This window comes from Sphingomonas immobilis, assembly GCF_030580995.1.
GTDB lineage: Bacteria > Pseudomonadota > Alphaproteobacteria > Sphingomonadales > Sphingomonadaceae > Sphingomonas > Sphingomonas immobilis.
The window spans coordinates 466,343-490,539 of sequence record NZ_JAUQSZ010000001.1 but is presented as its reverse complement, the minus strand read 5'-3'; the positions used below and the strand labels follow the sequence as shown (position 1 = coordinate 490,539).

The window sequence follows — 24,197 nt, the reverse complement described above, 5'->3', positions numbered from 1 at the left end:
ATCAGTTCGTCTGTCCGTCCTCGGCCGTGCAACCCCAGCCGTCATATTCCACATCGTAGATCAGCTCGATCTGCAGGCATTTCAGCGTCAGCGCGCGAATCGCGGCTTCGTCGGCGGTCTGCTCGCAGCCGAGGAACAGGCTCATCTCGCCGTCCTCGTCCTCCTCGCGCTCGATCACTTCGAAGCCGAGTTCCCCGGCATCGTCCTCCAGCCGGTCGAGCGCCTCGTCGTCGCCGCGAAAGCTGACGTCGACGGGGCGCACGATCTCCGCGCGGTCGCCGTTGGCGGCGAGGCTGGCGAGCACCTGCTTGTCCTCGGCCCATTCCGCCTCGAGCCGCGCCGGATCCACATCTGGGAGGGTCATTCGGCGTCCTTCTCGGGCGGATAGGTGAAAGGATGGTCGTGGAGCTGCTTCTCGACCGCGGCGAAGGCCTCGGTGAAGCCTTTCATTGTCCCGATCTCGGTATCGGCGGGCAGCTTGCAGGTCTTGGCATAGCCGGCGAACACGGTGTGAACGGTATCGCGTACCGCCTTCTCGCGGGCAGCGGCGCCGTCGAAATTCACGCCCATCGCGGTGTTCCCGCCGGTGCATCCGGGAAAGGATGCGACGAACACCGCGACGATGCCATTTTCGGGCGAACGGCCGTTGGGCGTGTAGCGCACCTCCGCCGCATCGGTCGTGCGATCGATCGAAAGCGAGCGGTCGCCATCATCCCCGGGCTTCCCGCCCGCGTCGGCCAGCGTCCAGCCGGCAACCGTGCGCGACACGTCGGTCGCGTGCGCACCCGATGCCAGCAACGCGATCGCCAATGTGGCGACGATACGCCTCACGCCTTCAGCATCCCGACGAACTTCTCGAACAGGTACAGGCTGTCCTGCGGGCCGGGGCTCGCCTCGGGGTGGTATTGCACACTGAACGCGGGCTTGTCGGTCAGCTCGAGACCGGCATTGGAGCCGTCGAACAGCGATACGTGCGTCTCGCGGGCGTTGGCGGGGAGCGTCTCGCGCAGCACCGCGAAGCCGTGGTTCATGCTCGTGATCTCGACCACGCCGTCCGACGCGCGCCGCACGGGATGGTTCGCGCCGCGATGCCCCTGGAACATCTTGCTGGTCTGCGCGCCCACCGCCAGCGCGAGCAACTGGTGCCCCAGGCAGATGCCGAACAGCGGAATACCCGTTTCCAGCAACTTCTGGATCACAGGCACGGCATATGCGCCCGTCGCCGCGGGATCGCCGGGGCCGTTCGACAGGAAGATGCCGTCGGGCATCAGCGCCATCACATCCTCGAAGGTCGCCGTCGCCGGCATCACCGACACGCGCGCACCCGCCGCGACGAGGTTGCGGTAGATGTTGCGCTTCGCCCCGTAATCGATCGCGACGACATGCGGGCGCGTATCGTCGCGGCCTTGCGCGTCGTAGCCGAAGCCGAGCCGCCAGATGCCGCCGTCCCACGTCCCGTGCGTCTCGCGCGTCACTTCGATGGCGAGGTCCATGCCCTCGAGCCCCGGCCATGCCTGCGCCTGCCTGAGCAGTGCCGGGATGTCGAAATCACCCGAGGCCGAATGCGCGATCACGCCGTTGGGCGCGCCGCCGGCGCGAATCCGCCGCGTCAACGCGCGCGTGTCGATGCCCGACAGGCCGATCCGGTTGTGCCGCACCATCCAGTCGTCGAGCCGCTCGTTGGAGCGGAAGCTCGACGGCGCGGTCACGTCCTCGCGCACGATCATGCCGAGCGCATGAGGGTCGTCCGCTTCGATATCGTCGGGGTTCGCGCCGACATTGCCGATGTGCGGAAAGGTGAAGGTGATGATCTGCCCGGCGAACGACGGGTCGGTCATGATCTCCTGATAGCCCGTCATCGCGGTGTGGAAACACACCTCGCCGACCGCCGCGCCCTCGACTCCAAACCCGCGCCCCCACAACACATCGCCGCTTGCGAGGACCAGAACGCCGGTCGCTCCTTCAGGCGCGGGCATGGGTTTAGGCTCGGCCATTGCGGCGGGCACTCCTTCGTCGGGTTGTCGATGTCGCTAAGCGGCGGGAGCTAGAGACAGCGGGGCATAGCGTCAATCTGTTATCGCCCGGCCGCTTCGGCTAAGCGTGCGGATTGCTATCGGGACTTCGAAAAATGATTCGGGATGACATCAAGGCCGCGCTCGTCACCGCCATGAAGGCGGGCGAAAAGGCCGACACCGCCACGCTCCGCCTCGTGCAGTCGGCGATCAAGAACCGCGACATCGAGGAGCGCACCAAGGCCCAGCCGACCGAGGATGACGCTTTGGTGGTCGAGGTGCTGCAGAAGATGGTCAAGCAGCGTCGCGAATCGATCGAGATGTTCGTGAAGGGCGGCCGCCAGAAACTCGCCGACGCGGAAGGCGCGGAGATCGCGGTGATCGAACGCTTCCTGCCGCAGCAGATGACCGAAGCCGAGACGACGGCCGCGATCGAGGCGATCAAGGCCGAGCTGGGCGCGAGCGGCATGAAGGACATGGGCCGCGTGATGGCCGAACTGAAGGCCCGCCACGCGAGCGAACTCGACATGACCAAGGCGAGCGGCCTGGTGAAAGCGGCGCTGAGCTGAGGTGAGCGACACAGGCCTTCTTCCCACCTCCCCCCGGCCTGCGCCCACTCCTTCCCGTTCGTGCTGAGCTTGTCGAAGCACGTGCCCCAAGTACCACCCTCTCGACCGAATCGCCGATATCTGGCATCGCCTCGCGATGGTGTTTTGGGCCTATCTCCTGCGCTGCGGTGACGGCAGCTACTATGCGGGCCACACCGACGATCTCGAACCGAGGATCGGTGCGCACGAAGGTGGCGCGGGAAGCGACTACACGGCTCGTCGCCAGCCGGTGGCCTTGGTCTGGTGTCAGGATTTCGCGAGCCGGCTCGAGGCGCTTGCGGCGGAACGGCAGATTAAGGGGTGGTCGCGCGCCAAGAAGGAAGCGCTGATCGCGGGCGATTGGGAGCGGGTGTCGCAACTGGCGGTGTCGCGTGGGACACGTGCTTCGACAAGCTCAGCACGAACGGAGTCGGGGGTCAGTCCCTCATTTCAAAATCCCGTTCGTGCTGAGCCTGTCGAAGCACGTGCCACAGATCCCGCGCCATGACCCTCTCCCCGCAATTCCTCGACGAACTCCGCGCGCGCACCACGCTGTCGACGCTGATCGGGCGCACCACCAAGCTGCAGAAGGCGGGGCGCGAGTATCGCGCATGCTGCCCGTTCCACAACGAGAAGAGCCCCTCCTTCTACGTCAATGACGAGAAGGGCTTCTACCATTGCTTCGGCTGCTCGGCGCATGGCGATGCGATCCGCTGGCTGACCGACCAGCGCGGTCTGCCGTTCATGGATGCGGTGAAGGAACTCGCGCAATCCGCCGGCATGGAACTCCCGGCGATGGACCCGCGCGCCGCCGAAAAGGCCGAGGCCGCCAAGGGCCTGCACGAAGCCTGCGCCGATGCCGCCGCCTGGTTCACCGAGCAGCTCGACGGCATCGGCGGCGCGGAGGCGCGCAAGGTGCTCGAGAAGCGCGGCATCCGCCCGGAGATCGCGCGCGATTTCGGCTTCGGCTTCGCGCCCGATTCGCGCGGGAAGCTGAAGGCCGCGTTGAAGGACTATGGCGACCCGCTCCTCATCGAAGCAGGCCTCCTCATCTCGGTCGAGAACAAGGAGCCGTACGACCGCTTCCGCGGCCGCCTGATGATCCCGATCCGCGACCAGCGCGGCCGCACTGTCGCCTTCGGTGGGCGCATCATCGGCGACGGTGAGCCCAAATATCTCAACTCGCCCGAGACTCCGCTCTTCGACAAGGGCCGCACGCTCTACAATATCGACAGGGCCGCCCCAGCCGCGCGCAAAGCCGATCGGCTGATCGTGGTCGAAGGCTATATGGATGTGATCGCGCTGGCCGGCGCGGGCATCGCCGAGGTCGTCGCCCCCAACGGCACCGCCGTCACCGAGCATCAGCTCGAGCGGATGTGGCGCATGTCCGACGTGCCGATCTTCTGCCTCGACGGCGATTCGGCCGGGCAGAAAGCGGCGATCCGTGCCGCGCACCGCGCCCTCCCCCTGCTCGCGCCGGGCCGCAGCCTCGCCTTCGTGACGCTGCCGCAGGGTCAGGACCCCGATGATCTCGTCCGCGCGAAAGGCCCGGCGGCGTTCGAGGCGCTGCTGCGCGAGACGCGCCCGCTGGTCGATCTGCTCTGGGCGCACGAGCTCGCCGCCGAGTCGCTCGCCACGCCCGAACAGAAGGCCGGCCTCAAGGCGCGCCTGACCGAACTGGCCAACACCATCGCCGATCCGGGCGTGAAATCCGAATATCTCGCCGAATTCCGCCACCGTTTCGACGAGCATGTCCGCCCGTCGCGCGCACCCTTCGTCCCGCAGCAGCGCGGCCCCGCCCGCAAACCCGGCCAGCCCTGGAAAGCCCCCATCGCCCCGGTCGGCCACCACGCCAAGGCCGTGCGCGCGTCGGGCATCGACCGTATCCTCGCCAAGGCGGTGCTCGCCGGGCTCATCCGCCACCCGGCCGAAATCGCGCGCCACATGGACGTACTCGGGTCGCTACAACTGGCCGACGGCGCGCTCGGGCGGCTGTTCGAGGCGGTGGTCGATCTCGCCGTCGAAGATCAGGCGCTTGATAGTGATCGGCTTCTTACCATATTGGCGTCATCCGGTTTCGATCAAATCGCCAATGAATTGCTTCGTCCCGATCAGCTCAGCCTCTCCTTTACCGAGAAAGGCTCGGATTCCGAGCGGGCGCGTGCTGATCTTGACGAAGCGATAGCGATTTTGGTGGCACGGCCCGAGATCGATGCGGCACTCGCCGAGATCGATCGCGAGGCGGCGACGTTATCGGATGAGGCATTCGAGCGGCAGGTGTCGCTGGTACGGGAAAAACAGGCTCTGGACTCGCGGCTTGCAAATCTGGTGCAGGCGAACGAAGACGCCAGAGCTTCCAACGCTGAGGGCAATTGATGGCGAAGACGGACATGGCGGACCTGCCCGAGACGAACGAGGGTAGCGATGCGCCGCTGATCGATCTCAACGATGCGAACATCAAGAAGGTGGTCGCGCGCGCCAAGAAGCGCGGCTACATCACCTATGATCAGCTGAACGAGGCGGTCGGCGAAATGTCGACCGACCAGATCGAGGACATCACCTCGGCGCTCAGCGAGATGGGCATCAACATCGTCGAGAACGAAGAACAGGGCGAGGACGGCGACACCGCCCAGCCCGACGACGACGAGGCCGAGGCGACCGATACCGCCGAGGAATCCGCGCCCAATATCGACGTCAAGAAGAAGGAAGTCGTCGACCGTACCGATGATCCGGTGCGGATGTATCTGCGCGAGATGGGTGCGGTCGAGCTGCTGTCGCGCGAAGGCGAGATCGCCATCGCCAAGCGTATCGAGGCCGGCCGCGACACGATGATCCTCGGCCTGTGCGAATCGCCGATTACCTTCAACGCCATCATCGACTGGTCGACCGCGCTCAACGAGGGCACGATGCAGCTGCGCGAGATCCTCGATCTCGACGCGATGCTCTCGAAGGATCCCGCCCCCGAATCGCTGACCGACGACGATGACGATGCGTCGGGCGAAATCTCCGAAAAGACCGCCGGTCCCAGCTTCAAGGAAGAGGAAGAGCCCGAGGAGGCTCCCGCCGAGGAGGAAGAGGATTCGATGCAGGAGCGGCGCACGCCGCGCCCGAGCGACGATGAGGAGGAGGATAACACCCTCAGCCTCGCGCAGATGGAGGAGCAGCTCAAGCCGATCGCGCTGGAGCGGTTCGCCAACATCACGGCGATCTACAAGAAATTCTCCAAGATGCAGGCCCAGCGCCTCGACCAGATGAGCGCCGGCGGTGAGCTGTCGGCGGCGGAGGAGCGCAAGTATCAGAAGCTGCGCGAGGAGCTGACCGCCGAGGTCGAGAGCGTCCAGTTCCACAACGCCAAGATCGAATATCTCGTCGATCAGCTCTACGCCTTCAACCGTCGCCTCACGGCGCTGGGCGGCCAGATGCTGCGCCTCGCCGAGCGCCACAAGGTGCCGCGCAAGGATTTCCTCGATCGCTATATCGGCCATGAGCTCGACGAGCAGTTCCTGTCGAGCGTCGCCAAGATCGACAAGAAGTGGACGAACTTCGTCAACGGCGAGAGCGACGCGGCCGACCGCATCCGCCTCGAAATCTCGGAGATCAGCCAGCAGACCGGCATGGCACTCGGCGAGTTCCGCCGCATCGTCAACATGGTCCAGAAGGGCGAGCGTGAGGCGCGCATCGCCAAGAAGGAAATGGTCGAGGCGAACCTGCGCCTGGTCATCTCCATCGCCAAGAAATACACCAACCGCGGCCTGCAGTTCCTGGATCTCATCCAGGAGGGCAACATCGGCCTGATGAAGGCGGTCGACAAGTTCGAATATCGCCGCGGCTACAAGTTCAGCACCTATGCGACGTGGTGGATCCGTCAGGCGATCACCCGCTCGATCGCCGACCAGGCGCGCACGATCCGCATCCCTGTCCACATGATCGAGACGATCAACAAGCTGGTCCGCACCAGCCGCCAGTTCCTGCACGAGCAGGGCCGCGAGCCGACCCCGGAGGAGATGGCAGAACGCCTCTCCATGCCGCTGGAGAAGGTCCGCAAGGTGATGAAGATCGCCAAGGAGCCGATCTCCCTCGAAACGCCGATCGGCGACGAGGAGGATTCGCATCTCGGCGATTTCATCGAGGACAAGAACGCGATCATCCCGGTCGATGCCGCGATCCAGGCGAACCTCAAGGAAACCGTCACCCGCGTACTGGCGAGCCTCACCCCGCGTGAGGAACGCGTGCTGCGCATGCGCTTCGGCATCGGCATGAACACCGATCACACGCTCGAGGAAGTCGGACAGCAGTTCAGTGTGACGCGCGAACGCATCCGCCAGATCGAGGCGAAGGCGCTGCGCAAGCTGAAGCATCCGAGCCGCTCGCGGAAGATGCGCAGCTTCCTGGACCAGTGAGCCCGCGCGCCCGCAGATAAGCCTAGGCTTATCTGCGGAATCAGCGCCGGGCCGGTCGGCGGCGCGTAGTGCCGTCCGACGTCACGGGTTTCCTCCCGCGACAGCTCGGAAAACTTGCTCCGTTCCGGCGCGGAGCCATCGTCAGCCGCGCGCACGGCCCTACACCGGCAACGATGCTTCTCGATATCGATTCCTCCGCGCGGCAGATCGTTACCTCTTCGGATCTCGTCCGCCATTTCGGACACTGGCAGGACAAGGCCGCGCGCGAGCCCGTGTACGTGCTGCACCGCGGCCGTCTCCGCTTCGTCATCACCGCCGTGGACATCATGGATGCGCTCTGCGCCACCTCGGCCGATCAGGGCGCGCTGGCAGAGGCGATGGCGGCGGCGGGCGGAATCGCCGCCGCGCGGATCGACCGCGACGGCTTCATCGAATCCCCCGATCCGGTCCTCGCGGATTTCCTGCGCCAGCCACTGCACCTCCTCCATGCGCTGCCCTTCGCGGATCTGTTCGATACGGGCAGCCGCAAGGCGGTGGCGCACGCCGTCGCGGCGGTGGCGGCGGGCGCGCAGCCGCAGTCGGTGGACGCGCGCAGCTGGGACGATCCGGAGGCGCCCGCCGACATCCGCATCGGCCTCGCCCGGCGGCGCGGCGGCGCGGCGGAAAGCGGCGTCGTCGCGGTGATGACGACGTCTTTGTTCGCGCCGCCATCTGGTTGAGACAGGCTTAAGCGGCTCTAAACCGTGTCTTTACGTGCTTCGGTTATAGCCTCGGGTCACAAGGGGGTTCGCCCCCGACCCGAAAAGGCACAGCGATCTCATGGCGTTCGAAGCACCCTCGTCGGAAACCTTTGGCGGCGCGTGGCCGGTCCTCGCCTCGCTGGTCGAGATCGACGGCAGCGCCGGCCACCGCGTCGTCGCGACGCTGGCCGAGCCGCGCGTCGCCAAGCGCGATCTCGCCGATGCCGTCCACGCCATCTGCGCGCTCCACGGTCGCCATCTGTTCGAGGATGCCGCGCGCGACCGCACGGACCCCGGCACCACCGACTGGATCGACGCGATTACCGGCGGCTTCCCGGTCGAACGCGCCTATCTCGCCCGCCTGACCGCCGCCGCCGGCCCCCTGCCCTCCACACCCGGCCAGGCCGAGGCCGACGCCGCCTTCGCCAACCAGCGCCACGCCTTCGACATGCTCGTCCGCTCCGATCGCAAGGGCTGCGCGAGCGGCGCGGCGATCGCGCTGGTGCTCGACTGGCGCGCATTCCGCACCGTGCTCGACGGCGCGGCGACGCGCTTCGGTATCGAGGCGCCCGCCTGCGAACTGCCCGACATGAACGAACTCGCGGGCCTCGCCGCCGCGATCGGCGACACGCCCGGCGTTCAGCGCGCCATCGCCTTCGGCGCGCAACAGGTCTTTGCTCAGCACCGCGGCCTGTGGGATCTGCTCGAAGCCCGCGCCATCGCCCGCGACCATCATCACTAAGTTAACTTGCTTTGCGGCGCGGAATGATTCTAATCGGGTCGTATGAAAAGATTCGAAGGCACGCAGAGCTATGTCGCGACCGATGACCTGAAGGTCGCGGTCAATGCCGCCGTCACCCTGCGGCGTCCCCTGCTCGTCAAGGGCGAGCCCGGCACCGGCAAGACCGTCCTCGCCTATGAGATCGCCAAGGCGGTCGACGCGCCGCTGATCGAGTGGAACGTCAAGTCCACCACCAAGGCGCAGCAGGGCCTTTACGAATATGACGCGGTCGCCCGCCTGCGCGACGGCCAGCTCGGCGACGAGCGCGTTCACGACATCTCCAATTACATCCGCAAGGGCAAGCTTTGGGAGGCGTTCACCGCCCCGAAGCTCCCCGTCCTGCTGATCGACGAGATCGACAAGGCCGACATCGAATTCCCCAACGATCTCCTGCAGGAGCTCGACCGGATGGAATTCCACGTCTACGAAACGCGCGAGACGATCCGTGCGGTCGAGCGCCCGATCGTCGTCATCACCTCGAACAACGAAAAGGAACTGCCCGACGCATTCCTGCGCCGCTGCTTCTTTCACTACATCAAATTCCCCGATCGCGACACGATGCAGGCGATCATCGACGTGCATTTCCCGGGCATCCAGAAGCTGCTCGTCACCCGCGCGATGGATATCTTCTACGATCTGCGCGAAGTGCCCGGCCTCAAGAAGAAGCCGAGCACCAGCGAGCTGCTCGACTGGCTCAAGCTCCTCCTGCATGAGGACATGCCGCTCGAGGTGCTGCAGAATCGCGATCCCACCAAGGCGATCCCGCCGCTCCACGGCGCGCTGCTCAAGAACGAGCAGGACGTGATGATGTTCGAACGGCTCGCTTTCCTGTCGCGCCGCAACCAGCCCTGAGCTGCCAGCCGTGAGCTACACCGGCCGCTGTGCCTGCGGCGGCGTCACCGCGACGCTGTCGGGCACGCCGGTCGCGATCCGGCAATGCTGGTGCCGCCAGTGCCAGCAGGTCGCGGGCGGGGCGCATACCACCAACGCGATCTTCCCGGCCGACGGCGTCGCGATCACCGGCACGCTCGCCACGCATTCCTACACGGCGGCGAGCGGCAACGTGCTGACGCACAGCTTCTGCCCCGGCTGCGGCACGCCGGTAATGGCGCAGACCACCGCGCGGCCGCATTTCCGCACGATCCGCCTCGGCTTCATCGATGCGCCGCACGATCTTGCGCCGGACACGGCGATCTGGACCGGCGATGCCCCCGCCTGGGCGGTGATCCCCGATCATCTCGAACACTATACGGCCCAGCCGCCCGCCCCGCCTGCGCCTGCGCCTGCCACCGATCCGCCCCCGAAATGAAAAACTGGTAACCGCCACTTAAACCAGATTCGCACACCGGATCGCCGGGGCCCCGCGCCTAGGGTGGCCCCATGAAGAAGCTGCTCCTCTCCGCCGGTATCCTCGCCAGCCTGATGGCGACGTCTCCCGTCTCCGCGCAATCGCTGCTCGATTATGTTGGCCAGTGCGTGCCCTTCGCGCGCGCCGCCTCGGGCATCCAGATCTACGGCGACGCCTGGACCTGGTGGGAAAAGGCGGAAGGCCATTACCAGCGCGGCGACGTGCCGCGCGTCGGTGCGGTGGTGGTGTTCGCCCGCACGCAGCGCCTGCCGCTCGGCCATGTCGCCGTCATCAGCCGCGTGGTGGACGACCGCGTCGTGATGGTGACGCACGCCAACTGGTCGCGCGTCGGCGGCGAGCGCGGCCATGCCGAGCAGGACGTGACGCTTACCGACACCTCGCCCGACAACGACTGGAGTTCGGTGCGCGTCTGGTATCGCGACATGGGCGGCCTCGGCAGCACGACCTATCCGGTGTCGGGCTTCATCTACGGCACCCCCGCCACCCGCAGCGCCCCCCGCGCCCGCCCCGCACGCGAACTCACCAGCCGCGACCCGGACTATGTGGGTGCGCTGCTCGACGTCTACAGGTAAGCCCCTCCCCCCTTCCTGCTCCCCTCCCTGGAAGGGAGGGGCTGGGGGTTGGGCTTTCTGGGGCAGGCGCCACGATTCCTCGCGGGCCGAAGAAACAGTTGATCTGATCGCGACCGGCGATACGGTCACGCCATGTTCCTCAATTTCCTCGACGCGCTCCGCGCCGCCGGCATCCCCGCCAGCTTGAAAGAGCATCTCCTGCTGCTCGAAGCGCTCGACGCCGAGGTGATCGATCGCGACCCCGAGCAATTCTACTACCTCTCCCGCGCCGTCTACGTGAAGGACGAGGGCCTGCTCGATCGCTTCGATCAGGTGTTCGGCAAGGTCTTCAAGGGCTTGCTGACGAGCTACGGCCAGGACGTCACCGACGTTCCCGCCGAATGGCTGCGCGCCGTCGCCGAGAAATATCTCACGGCCGAGGAGATGGAAAAGATCAAGTCGCTCGGCGACTGGGACGAGATCATGGAGACGCTGAAGAAGCGGCTCGAGGAGCAGCAGGGCCGGCACCAGGGCGGCAACAAGTGGATCGGCACCGGCGGCACCTCGCCCTTCGGCCACAGCGGCTATAACCCCGAAGGCGTGCGGATCGGCGGCCAGGCCAAGCACGGCCGCGCGATCAAGGTGTGGGAACAGCGCGAGTTCAAGAACCTCGACGCCACGCGCGAGCTCGGCACGCGCAACATCAAGATCGCGCTGCGCCGCCTGCGCAAGTTCGCCCGCACCGGCGCCGCCGACGAGCTCGACATCGACGCTACGATCAGCGGCACCGCGCGCCAGGGCTGGCTCGACGTCCACATGCGCCCGGAACGGCGCAATGCCGTGAAATTGCTGCTGTTCCTCGACGTCGGCGGATCGATGGACCCGTTCATCAAGCTCTGCGAGGAGCTGTTCTCCGCCGCGACGACCGAGTTCAAGAACCTCGAATTCTTCTACTTCCACAATTGCCCCTACGAAGGCGTGTGGAAGGACAACCGCCGCCGCTTCGCCGAGCGCACGCCGATGTGGGATATCCTCCACAAATACGGCCACGATTACAAACTGGTGTTCGTCGGCGATGCCGCGATGAGCCCGTACGAGATCACGCATCCCGGCGGCTCGGTCGAGCATATGAACCCGGAAGCGGGCGCGGTGTGGATGGACCGGCTGACGACAACCTATCCGGCGGCGGTGTGGCTCAACCCGACCCCGAAGGAACAATGGGTCCATTCGCAATCCACCAAGGTGATGCGCGAGCTGATGAACGACCGCATGTACCCGCTGACGCTGCAAGGTCTCGACGACGCGATGCGGGAGCTGACGAGGAAACGCTAGGTGGCCCACGCGGATAGCGCAGCTATGCGCGAGAGGCCACCGGCCCGGCCGGCGGTCGCGCCCGCGACCGTCCGACGACGCGGCTTCGCCGCGGCGGGCCTCGCTACCGCGCTCGCGCTGGCCGGCTGCAATAAAACCGGTGTCCCGACCGATGCGTACCGCCACCTCGACGATCAGGCGAAGGCGGTGACCGGAGGAGTCTTCGGCTATCCCTGCAAGCGCCCGGCCAGACACGCAGACGGCACAGCGTATCTGCAAGATACTGACATACGCGATTGTTACCGCTTTGGAGACGCCCGCCCGATGCGCGGCATCATCTATGGAACGGATTTCTACGAAAACGCGAACAAGAGACCAAGCAATTATTGGAACTCAACCCGCAGCGTAGTGACAACCTCCCCGGGCGTGAAATGGTGGGCGAAGCTAGGCGAACCGAGATGCGAACATATGATTGAACTGATCGGACGACGCACGGTTATAGAGAGTGCTCACGGCTACCCGAACTCGACCAATAACGCCGTTCTCATCGACCGGGTCGTTAACTTGAAACGCCTTCCCGGAACCTGCGAGAAACCCACGACATTGAAGTGGAACGGGCCCTATCTGTAATGCCCCTGTCCTACACGCCCGAAACCTGCCATCCCTCGGCCGAACGCTCTTTGACATCGCCGGAGATCATCGCAATTTCGGAAACGATCAGTCCGAATAGTTTCCAACCAGGTGTCAATCGTGTCAACCAGGTGTGAACTTCGCCACGCCACATGCGCGCCCGAAACATGCCAATCAGTGTGACCTTAGTGTGACTTTCCGCGCCCCCGCTCAGGCGCTCATCTTCTGCGCGGCGACCTTGGCTTCGAACATCTGCGCCAGTTCGAGCCGTCGCTGGCGGGCTTCCGCGGTGAGCGCCGTGCGGGCCGCGGCATGTTCCTGCATGGCGCGGCGCGAGTAATAAAACAGGTTCGATTCCATCTGCCCCAAGTCCACTTCGCGACTTTGTTTTGCTCTGAACCAAATCCAGCGCAAATTTCCGAACGAACATAAGACTTTGTGACGAACCGCTCCCGCAGCGCGGCAAAATGAGAGCTTAACCTGCGTAAAGCAGCAAATGGCGGATTTCCGCGGCCCAGGCGGCTTCATCGGGCAGCGTCAGCGAGTCGAGATCGCCCGCCGTCGCGCCCGAGTCGTCCACCCATTCGCGCAGCAAAGCACTGCCATTGATGACGTCAATGGCGAGCTTGCCGAACTCGTATTCGTACGGGAAATCACGCCACAGATCATAATCCGGCCGCAGCCGCCGGATCGCCTTGAACGCCAGCGCCTGCAACCGCCACGGCTTGAAGGCGGCATGGTCGTAGAACGGCCCCTCGGCATGCACATGCACGCCGTTGCAGAGCTGCCCGACATGCTTGTGGAACGTCGGCTGGAACCAGATGTCGCGCAGCACGCAGCCCTCCAGCCACTCCGGCGCGAGCTTGCGCATCTCGGCGATCACCGCCTTCGCATCGAGATCGGGCGCGCCGAACAGTTCCAGCGGCCGCGTCGTCCCGCGCCCCTCGGACAGCGTCGTCCCCTCCAGCATCACCGTCCCGGCATAGGCGCGCGCCATGTTCAGATTGGGCGCGTTCGGGCTCGGGTTGATCCACACCCGGTCCTCGGGCCAGCCGAAGCCCGGCGCGGCGCCCGGCTCCCAGCCCTCCATCGCGATGACGCGGTACTCGACGTCGAGCCCCAGCGTCTCGACGAACCAGGCCCCCAGCTCCCCCATCGTCAGCCCGTGCCGCATCGGCATCGCGCCCGCGCCGACGAAGCTCTCCCAGCCCGGCCGCAGCGTCAGCCCCTCGATCGGCCGTCCCGCCGGATTGGGCCGGTCGAGTACCCACACCGCCTTGCCGTGCTGCGCCGCCGCCTCCAGCACGTACCGCAGCGTCGTGATGAAGGTGTAGATGCGCGTGCCGAGATCCTGCAGATCGACCAGCATCACGTCGAATGTGCCCATCGACTGCCCCGTCGGCCGCCGCACCTCGCCATAGAGGCTGAACACCGGCATCCCGTAGGTCGGGTCGGTATAGTCCGGCGACTCCATCATGTTGTCCTGCAGGTCGCCGCGCACGCCGTGCTGCGGCCCGAACACCGCCGACACATTGAGCCCCGCCGCGACCAGCGCGTCGAGGCTGTGTGTCAGGTCCGCCGTCACGGAAGCCGGATGCGCGACGAGCGCGACGCGCTTGCCTTCGAGGGGCCTGCGCAATTCTGGGTCGGCGAGCAGCCGGTCGATTCCGAATTTCATGCCGGCTCAGGTGCCGGGAGCGGCGCGACAAAGCAATCCGGGTCGTGGAAATCCGGCGGCCCGTCGCCGTGCGCGAGTGCCCAATAGGATTTGGTCCCGTCGCGCTCCTCCACGACGACGCTCAGCGCGGCGAGCGTGCCGGGCGGCGCGGGTGCCGCGATCCGCACCGCGACGATCAGCGCATCGCCCTCGTCGCTGATGCCGATGCGCGGCGCGGCGTCGGCCGGTGCCATGCCGGTGCGATAGTCGGAGAAGCGATAGGCCGCCCACGCGCTCGACGGCGAGAAGTTGAATTCGAGATAGTCGGTCGCCCCGGTCTGCACGAACAATTCGAAGCAGGTCGTCCGCCACAGTTCGTCGGTACGGCACGGCGCTGCTGCGGGCGGAATCACCAGCCCGGCGGTATCCCCACCGATGACGTAGCAGAGGTTCAGTCCATGCTCGTCCTGCCGTATCGAGACGCCGACGAAGTCGATCGCGCGCGGCGGCGTGTCGGGATGTGGAACAAGGGTATATTCGGCCATCGGCCCTTCTAGGCGGGCAAAGTCAGCGTCCGCAACATGGCCCCTGCGATCGGTGCATCGAAACGACAGCCGGCGAGGCCATCCCCGCACCACACCACCGTCGCCGCCACCGGCAGGCCGCCGAGGAAACGAAGCCACAGCCGCTCGCCCACTTCGGTGTCGAGATCGGACTGGATCCGGCAGCCGAAGATCGAGATGTCGTGCAGGCTCGCATCGACGGATCTTTTGCCATGCCGCCGCACCGCCGCGCGGTTGACGACGACTGTATGCCGTGCCGCTCCGCGTGCCTCCAGCGAGGCCGGTTCGACGGGCTGATATTTGCTCGCTCTCGACGCCATATAGGGCTCCCCCAGTGACGGGGTTTGCGCGCGACATGGTAAACACCGGGTTAACGCGCCCACCTATGGAAAAACCTCGCGATCTCGCCTATGTGGCGCGCTTCTCATGGCAACTGTCCTCCCCTCCCCGCCGCGCGTCGGCATGGTTTCGCTCGGCTGTCCCAAGAACCTGGTCGACAGCGAACGCATCCTCACCAAGCTGCGCAGCGACGGCTATGCCATGTCGCCCGATTACGCCGGCGCCGACGTGGTGCTGGTCAACACCTGTGGCTTCCTCGATTCCGCCAAGGAGGAATCGCTGGAGGCGATCGGCGAGGCGATCGCCGAGAACGGCCGCGTCATCGTCACCGGCTGCATGGGCAAGGAGGCGGAGGTCATCCGCGCGCGTTTCCCCAACGTCCTGGCGGTAACCGGCGCGCACCAGTATGAAGAGGTCGTCGGCGCGGTCCACGAGGCGGCGCCGATGCCGCCCAGCGCCTTCCTCAATCTCGTTCCCGACAGCGGGTTGAAACTGACGCCGCGCCACTACAGCTATCTGAAGATTTCGGAGGGGTGCAACCACCGCTGCGCCTTCTGCATCATCCCGAGCCTGCGCGGCGATCTCGTCAGCCGCCGCCCCGACGCGATCCTGCGCGAAGCCGAGAAGCTGATCGAAGCGGGCACCAAGGAACTGCTGGTCATCAGCCAGGATACCTCGGCCTACGGCGTCGATATCCGCCACCAGCCGCGCGAGTGGAAGGGCCACGAGGTCCGCGCGCACATGACCGATCTGTCGCGCGAACTCGGCAAGTTGGGGGCGTGGGTGCGCCTGCACTATGTCTACCCCTATCCGCACGTCGATCAGGTCATTCCGCTGATGGCCGAGGGGCTGGTCCTCCCGTACCTCGACATCCCGTTCCAGCATGCCAGCCGCAACGTGCTCAAGCTGATGAAGCGCCCCGCCAACGAAACGAAGGTGCTGGAGCGTATCAAGAGCTGGCGCACCATCGCCCCCGATATCGCGATCCGCTCGACCTTCGTCGTCGGCTTCCCCGGCGAGACCGAGGACGATTTCGCCTATCTGATGGACTGGCTGGAGGAAGCGCAGCTCGACCGCGTCGGCGCCTTCCGTTTCGAACCCGTCGAGGGCGCCGCCGCCAACGACCTGCCGAACCCGGTGCCTGAAGAGGTCAAGGAGGAGCGCTACGCCCGGCTGATGGAGCTGACCGCCCGCATCTCCGCCGAGAAGCTGCAGGCCAAGGTCGGCCGCACGCTCGACGTCATCATCGACGAGGTCGGGGAAGAAGGCGCGACTGGCCGCTCCAAGGCCGATGCACCCGAAATCGACGGTGAGGTGTTCCTGCGCGATGCAGGCCATCTCAAGCAGGGCGATATCGTCGCGGTCTCGATCGAGGATGCCGACGAGCACGATCTCTACGGCGTGCCCGTCGCCTGAGTCTCGCGCGCGGTGACGAGGCCCCACGAAGCGCTCACCGCGCTCCCGCCGCAGCGTTACGCCGATATCCGCAAGATCGTCCGCACCGGCGATCTGGCGCTCTGTTCGGGCGATCAGATGTTCTCCAAGGTCATCCGCTGGGCGACCAAGAGCGACTGGAGTCACTGCGCGATGATCGTGCGCGTCGATGCGCTCGACCGCGTGATGGTGCTGGAGGCGGTGCAGAAGATCGGCGTGCGCTGCGTGCCGCTCAGCCGCTTCCTCAATGATTTCAAGACGCCCGACCAACCGTTCCCCGGCAAGGTCGTGATCGCCCGCCACGACCGCGTCGCCGACGCGAGCCCCGCGCAGTTCCGCCAGATGAGCGAGTTCGCGACCGACCAGCTCGGCCTGCCGTTCGATGCGATGGAGCTGGTCAAGATCGGCCTGCGCATCGCCTTCGCCCGGCCGCATATGCGGGTGCCGAAGCTGATCCAGCCCGGCGACGAATATTTCTGCGCGGAATATATCGATCAATGCTTCCAGCGGCTCGGCATCGCGATCCCGTGGGACGGGCGCGGGTTCATCGCCCCATGCGATTTCGCGAAGGCGCCCGAGGTGCGTGCAGTCGCGCGCGTTTCGCGATACCCTCTGCGCAAGGGCCCGATGGAGGACGACGAATGAAGCCAGGCTGGTTGCTGCCGATATTCGCGACGGTAGCCGCGCCCGCCGCCGCGCAGGATCTCACCCCGGCCGAAACCGCGCGCATCAACGCCATCGTCGCGCAGAGCCTCGCCCGCACCGGCGTCCCTTCCGCCTCGGTCGCGATCGTGCGCGGCGGGCGCATCGTCTTCGCCAAGGCATACGGCAAGCAATCCGACACGATCCCGGTCGCGCGCACCGACGCCAAATATCCGATCGCCTCGGTCTCCAAGCAATTCACCGCTGCCGCCGCGCTCCTGCTCGAGGACGAGGGCAAGCTCAGTCTCGACGACACCGTCGCGAAATACCTTCCCGGCATCAGCGGCGGCGACAGGATCACGATCCGCCAGCTCCTCAGCCACACCTCGGGCCTGCAGGACTATTGGCCGCAGGATTACAGTTTCGCGGCGATGAGCAATCCCACCACGCCGCAGGGCATCATAGATCGCTGGGCGAAGAACCCGCTCGATTTCGCGCCCGGCACGCAGTGGCAATATTCGAACACCGGCTATGTCGTCGCCGGCATGATCATCGAGAAGGTGGCGGGCATGCCGCTGCTCGATTTCCTGAGGGCCCGCGTCTTCACCCCGCTCGGCATCGCGGCGATCGACCAGGATCTTGCGACCGGTTCCGGCTTTCCGAACGGCTATCACCGCTACGCGCTCGGCCCGGTGCGGGTCGCCCAGCCTGCAGCGCCGGGCTGGCTCTACGCTGCGGGGGAACTGGCGATGTCGGCGAGCGATCTCGCCAAATGGGACATCGCGCGGATGAACCGCACGCTGCTGCCCGCCGACGACTGGGCAGCGCAGGAAACGCCGGTACGCCTGCCAGACGGCAGCACCAACGGCTACGGCCTCGGCGTCTATGCCAAGGAGCAGGACGGCCACGCCTACGTCGAACACAGCGGCGAAGCGGTCGGCTTCCTGTCGCAGAACACCGTCTTTCCCGACGACAAGGCGGCGGTCGTCGTGCTGGTCAACGGCGATTTCGGCGACGCCCAGGGCAAGATCGCCAGCCAGATCGCGGCGCTGATCCTCCCGCCCCCCACCACCATCGCCACCGAAGCCACCAGGGCGAAGCAGGCGCGCGCGATCTTCGACGCGCTGCGCACCGGCACGCTCGATCGCGCGACGATGACCGACGACGCGAACTACTATTTCACGCCGACCGCGCTCGCCGACTACAAGACGTCGCTCGCTCCGCTGGGGGAGCCCAGGAGTTTCGAGCTGGTCCGTCCGCCTCGCCTGCGCGGCGGTTTCGTCAACCGCAACTACCGCGTCACCTTCGCGAACCGTGCCGTCAACGTCGTCACCTATGCCGAACCCGGCGAGCATGGGCGTTACGAACAGTTCCTGATAATGCCGGGCGAATGAGCTTCGATCCCCAACCCCTGCTGCAGCCCGATCGCGGGCAGAGCGCCCGCACCATCCATGTCGTCGTCAAGGATGGATTCGACGCTTGGCGTACCGCCCAGCCGCCGCGCGCGCGCGCCCTGCTCGACGCCCAGCGTTTCGAAGGCAAGGCCGGTGCCTCCGCCATCCTCGCCGTCGACACGCCCGAGGATTGGTCGGTCCTGCTCTGCGTCGCAAAGACGCCGCTCGGCCCGTGGGATCTCGCCAGACTCGCCGAGACCCTGCCTGATGGGAACTACCGGCTCGACGGCGCGGACGCTGGGGCGGCGATGCTCGGCTGGGCGCTCGGCCAACACACGTTCGCCCGCTACAAGAAGCCCGATCGCACGCCCACGCGGGTGCTGCTCTCGACCGAGCCTGCGCGCATCGCCGAAGCGGTCGCGCTCGCCGCCGCCACCGCCAGGGTTCGCGATCTCGTCAACACCGCCGCCGCCGATCTCGGCCCGGCGGAGCTGGAGGAGGAAGCGCGCGCCCTCGCCGAGACCCACAGCGCCGTCCTCGCCGTGACGAAAGGCGCGCCACTCGTCACGGGCTATCCGATGATCCACGCGGTCGGCCAGGCCGCCGCCCCCGGCCGCGAGCCGCGCCTGATCGAGCTCGAATGGGGCAACCCCGCGCATCCGCGCATCGCCGTGATCGGCAAGGGCGTGTGCTTCGATTCCGGCGGGCTCGACATCAAGCCGAGCTCCGCGATGCGGCTGATGAAGAAGGACATGGGCGGCGCGGCGCACGCGCTGGCGCTCGCCGAGCTCATCATGGCCGCACGCCTGCCGGTGCGGTTGCACCTGCTGATCCCGGCGGTCGAGAACAGCGTATCGGCCAGCGCCTTCCGCCCCGGCGACGTGCTCGCCACCCGCAAGGGCCTGACGGTCGAGAACACCAACACCGATGCCGAAGGCCGCCTGATCTTGGGAGACGCGCTCACCCGCGCCGCCGAGGAAAGCCCGACGCTGATCCTCGACTTCGCAACCCTCACCGGCGCCGCGCGCGTCGCGCTCGGCCCCGATCTGCCTGCGACCTTCGCCAATGACGATACGCTCGCCGATGCGCTGATCGCGGCGGGCACGGCGGCGGAAGATCCGCTGTGGCGGCTGCCGCTATGGGACGGCTATGACGAGATGCTTAGCTCCGACATCGCCGATCTCGTCAACGCCCCCGACGGCGGATTCGCGGGCGCCGTCACCGCCGCGCTGTTCCTGCGCCGCTTCGTGCCGGAGGGCACGCCCTGGGCGCATCTCGATACCTTTGCCTGGCGTCCCGCCTCCAAGCCCGGCCGCCCCAAGGGCGGCGAGGCGCTGGGCCTGCGCGCCGTCTGGGGAATGTTGAAGGCGCGCTACGGGCAGCCCTAGAGCGCCGCCCCCGCGTCGATGATCGGCACGAACTTCGCCGCCGTCAGGCTCGCCCCGCCGACCAGTGCGCCGTCGACATCGCCCGCGCCGAGCAGCGACGCCGCATTCTCCGCCGTCACCGATCCGCCATACAGCACGCGCATCGCCTGCGCATCGTCGCCGAGCAGATCGACCAGAGTCGCGCGGATCGCGCCGTGGATCGCCGCCACATCCTCGACCGTCGGCGTGCGGCCGGTGCCGATTGCCCACACCGGCTCGTACGCGATCGAGAGCCAGCCCGACGCTGCGCCGTCCGGGAAAGACGCGCGCAGCTGCCCCGTCACCACCGCCTGGGCCTGCCCCGCGTCGCGCTCCGCCAACGTCTCGCCGACGCACAGGATGGCGTGCATCCCGTGCCGCAGCAGCGCCTCCGCCTTGGCCCTCACGTCGGCGTCGGTCTCGCCGCAATCGGCGCGGCGCTCGCTATGCCCGACGATGGAAAAGCTCGCCCCCGCCTCGCGGATCATCGGCACGGAGATGCAGCCGGTATGCGCGCCCTTGTCGGCGGGATGCACGTCCTCCGCGCCGATCGTGAAGCCGGGCACGCGCGCCGCCGCCGGTGCGATCAGCGTGGCCGGCACCGCGATCGCCACGTCCACGCCGGGTGCCGCGACCGCAGCGGCGGCGATCCCCTCCAGCTCGGCCAGCGCCGCGAGGTCGCCGTTCATCTTCCAATTGCCCGCCACCAGCTTGCGTCGTGCCATGCGTATCTGCTCCCGGATCAGTCTTTGCTGCACCGCGATAACGCGCTCGTCCGCCCGCACAAGCTTGAAGCGCCGCCGGTCCGCCCGTAAAGCACCCGTTCTGCAACAGATCGGCCCGTGTTTTCATGCTCAGTTTCTTCCGCCGCCTGATCAATTCGAAGGTCGGTGTTTTCGTGACCCTCGGCGTGCTCGTCGTCATCGCGGCCATGTTCGCGCTCGGCGACGTGGCCGGGCTGCGGAACGGGAACAGCGCGACGCCGACGGGCGACGTCGTCGCGACGGTCGGCAAGGAAAAGGTCACGGAGGCCGAACTGCGCGACCGCGTGCAGCGCGACGTCGAGAATTTCCGCGCGCAGCAACCGAACCTCGACCTCGCGCAATATATCGCCGGCAGCGGGCTGGAGGGCTCGCTTGATCGCACGATCGATACGATCGGCTTCGAACAATTCGGCGAAGCGCAGGGCCTCGTCATCACCAAGCGCGCGATCGACGGCAAGATCGCCAGCATCCCCGGCCTGCAGGGGCCCGACGGCAAGTTCAGCCAGGCCGTCTACGACAACGCGCTCCAACGCACCCGCCAGACCGACGCGGGGATCCGCGCCGATCTGAAGCGCGACATGATGTCGCAATTCCTGATCGTGCCGACGATCGGGGCGTCGCAGGTGCCCAAGGGCGTCGCCACGATCTACGCATCGCTGCTGCTCGAAAAGCGCCACGCGCATATCGCCGTCGTGCCGACCACCGCCGTAACCGTGGACACGCCGCCGACCGACGCGGAGATCGCCGCTTTCTACAAGCAGAACGCGGCGCGCTACACGATCCCGGAGCGCCGCCAGATTCGCTACGCGGTGATCGCGCCGAAGGATTTCGCCGCGCAACTCACCGCCAGCGACGCAGAGATCGCCGCCGCCTACAAGGCCGGTTTCGCCAAATATAATGCGGTCGCGCGCCGCACCGTCACCCGCGTCGTCGCGGCCGACCGCGCCAGCGCCGACGCGATTCTCGCCAAGGCCAAGGCGGGCACACCGCTCGATGCTGCCGCCCGCGCCGCAGGCCTCGAACCGACGTCGCTCAAGGAGCAGGAAAAGGACGCGCTCGCCGCGCAGACCTCCGCCGAATTCGCCACCGCCGCCTTCGCCGCGCCGAAAGGCGGGCTGATCGGCCCGAGCAAGAGCGCGCTTGGCTATATGATCGGCCGCGTCGATAGTTTCGACGACCGCGCGCTCATCCCGCTCGAGGCGGCTCGTGCCGATCTCAGCAAGCAGGTCATCGCGCAAAAGACCACCGCGAAGGTGCGCGCCGTCCACGATGCGCTCGACGATGCGATCTCGAACAAGGCGACCTTCGACCAGATCGTCGCGCAGCAGAAGCTGTCGCCGCAGACCTCGGTGCCGGTGCTGGCTTCGGGTCAGGATCCGACGCTGCCGCCGAGCACGCCGCCCGCCGTCGCCAAGGGCATCGCCGACGCCGCCTTCGCCGCGCAGCCGGGCGATGCGCCGCAGCTCGTGCCGGTCGACAACGACAGCTTCGCGGTCGTCGCGCTCGGCAAGATCACCGCAGCCGCTGCCCCGCCGCTCGCGCAGGTCCGCCCGAGCATCGTTCGTGACTTCACGCTCGACCGTGCCGCCAAGAAGGCGCGCGAGATCGCCCGCACCGTCATGCTCGCCGCCAGCAAGGGCACTCCCCTGCAACAGGCCATCACTGCGACCGGCGTGAAGCTGCCACCTGTCCAGCCGCTCGACAAGGCGCGCGCGGAGCTGGCCAACGCACAGGGCGGCGTGCCGCCGCCGCTCGCGCTGCTGTTCAGCATGTCGGAACGCACCGCAAAGATCATCGCCGCGCCGGGCAACGCCGGCTGGTACGTCATCTATCTCGACAAGATCGAACGCACCGACGCCGGCAACCGGCCGGATCTGATCAAGGCCACTCAGGCGGACATCGGCAAGATGGTCGGCCGCGAATATGTCGGCCAGTTCGCCAAGGCGGTACGCAAGGTCGTCGGCGTCAAGATCAGCACGCCAGAGGTTGCCAAGCTCAAGGCCTCGCTCACCGGGCAGGAGGTCAGCGATCAACAGTGATCGTGACGGCCCCTTGAACGGGAATCTTCAGGCAGCGGTCGCGGCGCTCGGCGCCGGGCGGCCCGCGTTGCTGTGGCGTCGCCAGATCGCCGACACCGAAACGCCCGTAGCCGCAGCACTCAAGCTGATCGAGCCCGGTCGCGGCGATTTCCTGCTGGAATCGGTCGAGGGCGGCGAGACGCGCGGCCGCCACAGCCTGATCGGCCTGGCGCCAGATCTCCTTTTTCGCGCGCACGGCCAGAGCGCCGAGATCAACGCGCGCTGGCTTACCGACCGCGAGGCTTTCGTGGCGGCGGACAAGCCGGCGCTCGCCGCTTTACGCGATCTCGTCGCGTCGTGCCGGATGGACGTGCCGCCCGAACTGCCGCGCGCGCTCGCCTGTCTCGTCGGCTATTTCGGCTACGAGACGGTCGGCCTGGTCGAGACGCTGCCGCGCCCGGAGAACGACCCGCTCGGCCTCGCCGACATGATGTTCGTGCGGCCGACCGTGATCCTGATCTTCGACCGGCTCGCCGATGCGCTGTTCCTCGTCGCCCCGGTCTGGCCCGATGCGACGCGCGATCCGCACGTCATTGCCGCCGAGGCGCAGGAACGGATCGAAGCGACCGCCGCGCGCCTCGCCGCCACCGCGATCCCTGCGCCCGTCCGCGCCGCCGATCTCCCTGACGTTGCGCTGACCCCAACGCTGCCGCCGGGCCGCTACACCGAGATGGTCGAGGCCGCGCGCGACTATATCGTCGCGGGCGACATCTTTCAGGTCGTGCTGGCACAGCGCTTCACCGTCCCCTTCCCGCTGCCGCCATTCGAACTCTACCGCTCGCTGCGGCGGATCAATCCCTCGCCGTTCCTCTATCATCTCGACCTGCCGGGCTTCGCGCTCAGCGGCTCCTCGCCCGAAATCCTCGTGCGCGTGCGTGACGGTGAAGTGACGATCCGCCCCATCGCCGGCACCCGCCCGCGCGGCAAGACGGCGGCGGAGGACGAGGCCAACCGCACCAGCCTGCTCGCCGATCCGAAGGAACGCGCCGAGCATCTGATGCTGCTCGATCTCGGCCGCAACGATGTCGGCCGCGTGGCAAGTGTGGGCAGCGTGCAGGTGACGGCGAGCTATACGACCGAATTCTACAGCCACGTCATGCATATCGTCTCGAACGTGATCGGCGCGCTCGATCCGGCGCACGATGCGCTCGATGCGCTGTTCGCTGGCTTCCCGGCGGGCACCGTCAGCGGCGCACCGAAAGTCCGCGCGTGCGAGATCATCGCGGAACTCGAAAATGCCGTGCGCGGGCCGTACGCGGGCGGCGTCGGCTATTTCTCGCCCGACGGATCGATGGATTCGTGCATCGTGCTGCGCACCGCGATCGTGAAGGACGGCGTCATGCACGTCCAGGCCGGCGCCGGCATCGTCGCGGACTCGACACCCGAATACGAACAGCGCGAATGCGAAGCCAAGGCCGGCGCCCTCCTCGCCGCCGCCCGCGAGGCGATTGCGCGGGCGGGCGATGCAGGGTTCGGGCAATAGCCATGAGCGTCGCCCCAGCGAAAGCTGGGGTCTTTCCGGGGTTGATGCTGCGCTCA

General features: G+C 66.9%; 25 protein-coding genes. 17 read left to right on the top strand and 8 right to left on the bottom strand.

The window, feature by feature from the left end:
• Nucleotide 1 precedes the first annotated feature (1 nt).
• From Q5H94_RS02480 to carA, 3 genes are read right to left on the bottom strand one after another with little or no spacing between them, the layout of a single operon-like run.
• Nucleotides 2-364: a ribonuclease E inhibitor RraB gene (locus Q5H94_RS02480; protein WP_304559612.1), complete on the bottom strand. Its 363-nt coding sequence runs from the start codon at nt 362-364 to the stop codon at nt 2-4.
• Nucleotides 361-831 carry a hypothetical protein gene (locus tag Q5H94_RS02475; protein WP_304559611.1) on the bottom strand — a complete coding sequence of 157 codons (471 nt, stop codon included), beginning with the start codon at nt 829-831 and terminating at the stop codon, nt 361-363. The genes Q5H94_RS02480 and Q5H94_RS02475 overlap by 4 nt, the downstream gene beginning before the upstream one ends.
• Nucleotides 828-1,994, bottom strand: a complete 1,167-nt coding sequence (gene carA / locus Q5H94_RS02470) for a glutamine-hydrolyzing carbamoyl-phosphate synthase small subunit (protein ID WP_304559610.1) — start codon at nt 1,992-1,994, stop codon at nt 828-830. The genes Q5H94_RS02475 and carA overlap by 4 nt, the downstream gene beginning before the upstream one ends.
• Before the next feature lie 134 nt (nt 1,995-2,128).
• Here carA and Q5H94_RS02465 point away from each other — a divergent pair, with 134 nt between their 5' ends.
• The 11 genes from Q5H94_RS02465 (at nt 2,129) to Q5H94_RS02415 (ending at nt 12,381) form a co-directional block, all read left to right on the top strand.
• Nucleotides 2,129-2,581 (top strand): GatB/YqeY domain-containing protein, encoded by a 453-nt coding sequence (locus tag Q5H94_RS02465; protein ID WP_304559609.1) that lies wholly within the window; start codon nt 2,129-2,131, stop codon nt 2,579-2,581.
• A 136-nt stretch (nt 2,582-2,717) separates the two neighbouring features.
• Complete coding sequence (locus tag Q5H94_RS02460) at nt 2,718-3,107, top strand: GIY-YIG nuclease family protein (protein ID WP_304559608.1); 390 nt, start codon at nt 2,718-2,720, stop codon at nt 3,105-3,107.
• Nucleotides 3,104-4,975 carry a DNA primase gene (gene dnaG / locus Q5H94_RS02455; RefSeq protein ID WP_304559607.1) on the top strand — a complete coding sequence of 624 codons (1,872 nt, stop codon included), beginning with the start codon at nt 3,104-3,106 and terminating at the stop codon, nt 4,973-4,975. Before Q5H94_RS02460 ends, dnaG begins: the two co-directional genes overlap by 4 nt.
• The gene (gene rpoD, locus Q5H94_RS02450) at nt 4,975-6,999 is read left to right on the top strand and encodes an RNA polymerase sigma factor RpoD (RefSeq protein ID WP_304559606.1); all 2,025 of its coding nucleotides are present in this window, start codon (nt 4,975-4,977) and stop codon (nt 6,997-6,999) included. The genes dnaG and rpoD overlap by 1 nt, the downstream gene beginning before the upstream one ends.
• Nucleotides 7,000-7,172: 173 nt before the next feature.
• Complete coding sequence (locus tag Q5H94_RS02445; protein WP_304559605.1) at nt 7,173-7,718, top strand: hypothetical protein; 546 nt, start codon at nt 7,173-7,175, stop codon at nt 7,716-7,718.
• Between the two features lie 100 nt (nt 7,719-7,818).
• Complete coding sequence (locus Q5H94_RS02440) at nt 7,819-8,481, top strand: DUF6975 family protein (protein WP_304559603.1); 663 nt, start codon at nt 7,819-7,821, stop codon at nt 8,479-8,481.
• Nucleotides 8,482-8,523: 42 nt separating this feature from the next.
• Nucleotides 8,524-9,372 carry an AAA family ATPase gene (locus tag Q5H94_RS02435; protein ID WP_304559602.1) on the top strand — a complete coding sequence of 283 codons (849 nt, stop codon included), beginning with the start codon at nt 8,524-8,526 and terminating at the stop codon, nt 9,370-9,372.
• A 10-nt stretch (nt 9,373-9,382) separates the two neighbouring features.
• Nucleotides 9,383-9,829, top strand: a complete 447-nt coding sequence (locus tag Q5H94_RS02430) for a GFA family protein (RefSeq protein ID WP_304559601.1) — start codon at nt 9,383-9,385, stop codon at nt 9,827-9,829.
• A gap of 71 nt (nt 9,830-9,900) precedes the next feature.
• Nucleotides 9,901-10,461: a CHAP domain-containing protein gene (locus Q5H94_RS02425; RefSeq protein ID WP_304559599.1), complete on the top strand. Its 561-nt coding sequence runs from the start codon at nt 9,901-9,903 to the stop codon at nt 10,459-10,461.
• Nucleotides 10,462-10,593: 132 nt separating this feature from the next.
• Nucleotides 10,594-11,772 (top strand): vWA domain-containing protein, encoded by a 1,179-nt coding sequence (locus Q5H94_RS02420; protein WP_304559598.1) that lies wholly within the window; start codon nt 10,594-10,596, stop codon nt 11,770-11,772.
• Nucleotides 11,773-12,381: a hypothetical protein gene (locus tag Q5H94_RS02415; RefSeq protein WP_304559597.1), complete on the top strand. Its 609-nt coding sequence runs from the start codon at nt 11,773-11,775 to the stop codon at nt 12,379-12,381.
• A gap of 210 nt (nt 12,382-12,591) precedes the next feature.
• Here the strand turns inward: Q5H94_RS02415 and Q5H94_RS02410 are convergent, their stop codons facing one another.
• From Q5H94_RS02410 to Q5H94_RS02395, 4 genes are all read right to left on the bottom strand, one after another.
• Nucleotides 12,592-12,741, bottom strand: a complete 150-nt coding sequence (locus Q5H94_RS02410) for a hypothetical protein (protein WP_304559596.1) — start codon at nt 12,739-12,741, stop codon at nt 12,592-12,594.
• A 115-nt stretch (nt 12,742-12,856) separates the two neighbouring features.
• Nucleotides 12,857-14,059 (bottom strand): exo-beta-N-acetylmuramidase NamZ family protein, encoded by a 1,203-nt coding sequence (locus Q5H94_RS02405; protein WP_304559594.1) that lies wholly within the window; start codon nt 14,057-14,059, stop codon nt 12,857-12,859.
• A complete protein-coding gene (locus tag Q5H94_RS02400) occupies nt 14,056-14,583 on the bottom strand; it encodes a DOMON-like domain-containing protein (protein ID WP_304559593.1) in 528 nt (175 codons plus the stop codon). Before Q5H94_RS02400 ends, Q5H94_RS02405 begins: the two co-directional genes overlap by 4 nt.
• 8 nt (nt 14,584-14,591) lie before the next feature.
• Nucleotides 14,592-14,921, bottom strand: a complete 330-nt coding sequence (locus tag Q5H94_RS02395; RefSeq protein ID WP_304559591.1) for a PilZ domain-containing protein — start codon at nt 14,919-14,921, stop codon at nt 14,592-14,594.
• A 106-nt stretch (nt 14,922-15,027) separates the two neighbouring features.
• Here Q5H94_RS02395 and rimO point away from each other — a divergent pair, with 106 nt between their 5' ends.
• The 4 genes from rimO to Q5H94_RS02375 are packed head-to-tail and all read left to right on the top strand — an operon-like array spanning nt 15,028 to nt 19,798.
• A complete protein-coding gene (gene rimO / locus Q5H94_RS02390; RefSeq protein ID WP_304559589.1) occupies nt 15,028-16,356 on the top strand; it encodes a 30S ribosomal protein S12 methylthiotransferase RimO in 1,329 nt (442 codons plus the stop codon).
• A 12-nt stretch (nt 16,357-16,368) separates the two neighbouring features.
• On the top strand, nt 16,369-17,019 hold the full coding sequence (locus tag Q5H94_RS02385) for a YiiX/YebB-like N1pC/P60 family cysteine hydrolase (RefSeq protein ID WP_304559587.1): 651 nt from the start codon (nt 16,369-16,371) through the stop codon (nt 17,017-17,019).
• On the top strand, nt 17,016-18,410 hold the full coding sequence (locus Q5H94_RS02380; RefSeq protein WP_304559586.1) for a serine hydrolase domain-containing protein: 1,395 nt from the start codon (nt 17,016-17,018) through the stop codon (nt 18,408-18,410). Before Q5H94_RS02385 ends, Q5H94_RS02380 begins: the two co-directional genes overlap by 4 nt.
• Nucleotides 18,407-19,798, top strand: a complete 1,392-nt coding sequence (locus Q5H94_RS02375) for a leucyl aminopeptidase family protein (protein WP_304559584.1) — start codon at nt 18,407-18,409, stop codon at nt 19,796-19,798. Before Q5H94_RS02380 ends, Q5H94_RS02375 begins: the two co-directional genes overlap by 4 nt.
• On the opposite strand, the gene tpiA is transcribed toward Q5H94_RS02375, so the two are convergent.
• Complete coding sequence (gene tpiA, locus Q5H94_RS02370) at nt 19,795-20,541, bottom strand: triose-phosphate isomerase (RefSeq protein ID WP_304559583.1); 747 nt, start codon at nt 20,539-20,541, stop codon at nt 19,795-19,797. The two genes, Q5H94_RS02375 and tpiA, sit on opposite strands and share 4 nt — an antisense overlap.
• Before the next feature lie 125 nt (nt 20,542-20,666).
• On the opposite strand from tpiA, the gene Q5H94_RS02365 reads away from it, so the two are divergent.
• Both Q5H94_RS02365 and trpE read left to right on the top strand, forming a co-directional pair.
• Nucleotides 20,667-22,619 (top strand): SurA N-terminal domain-containing protein, encoded by a 1,953-nt coding sequence (locus tag Q5H94_RS02365; RefSeq protein WP_304559581.1) that lies wholly within the window; start codon nt 20,667-20,669, stop codon nt 22,617-22,619.
• Nucleotides 22,620-22,632: 13 nt separating this feature from the next.
• Nucleotides 22,633-24,141: an anthranilate synthase component I gene (trpE, locus tag Q5H94_RS02360; RefSeq protein ID WP_304559579.1), complete on the top strand. Its 1,509-nt coding sequence runs from the start codon at nt 22,633-22,635 to the stop codon at nt 24,139-24,141.
• Nucleotides 24,142-24,197 lie beyond the last annotated feature (56 nt).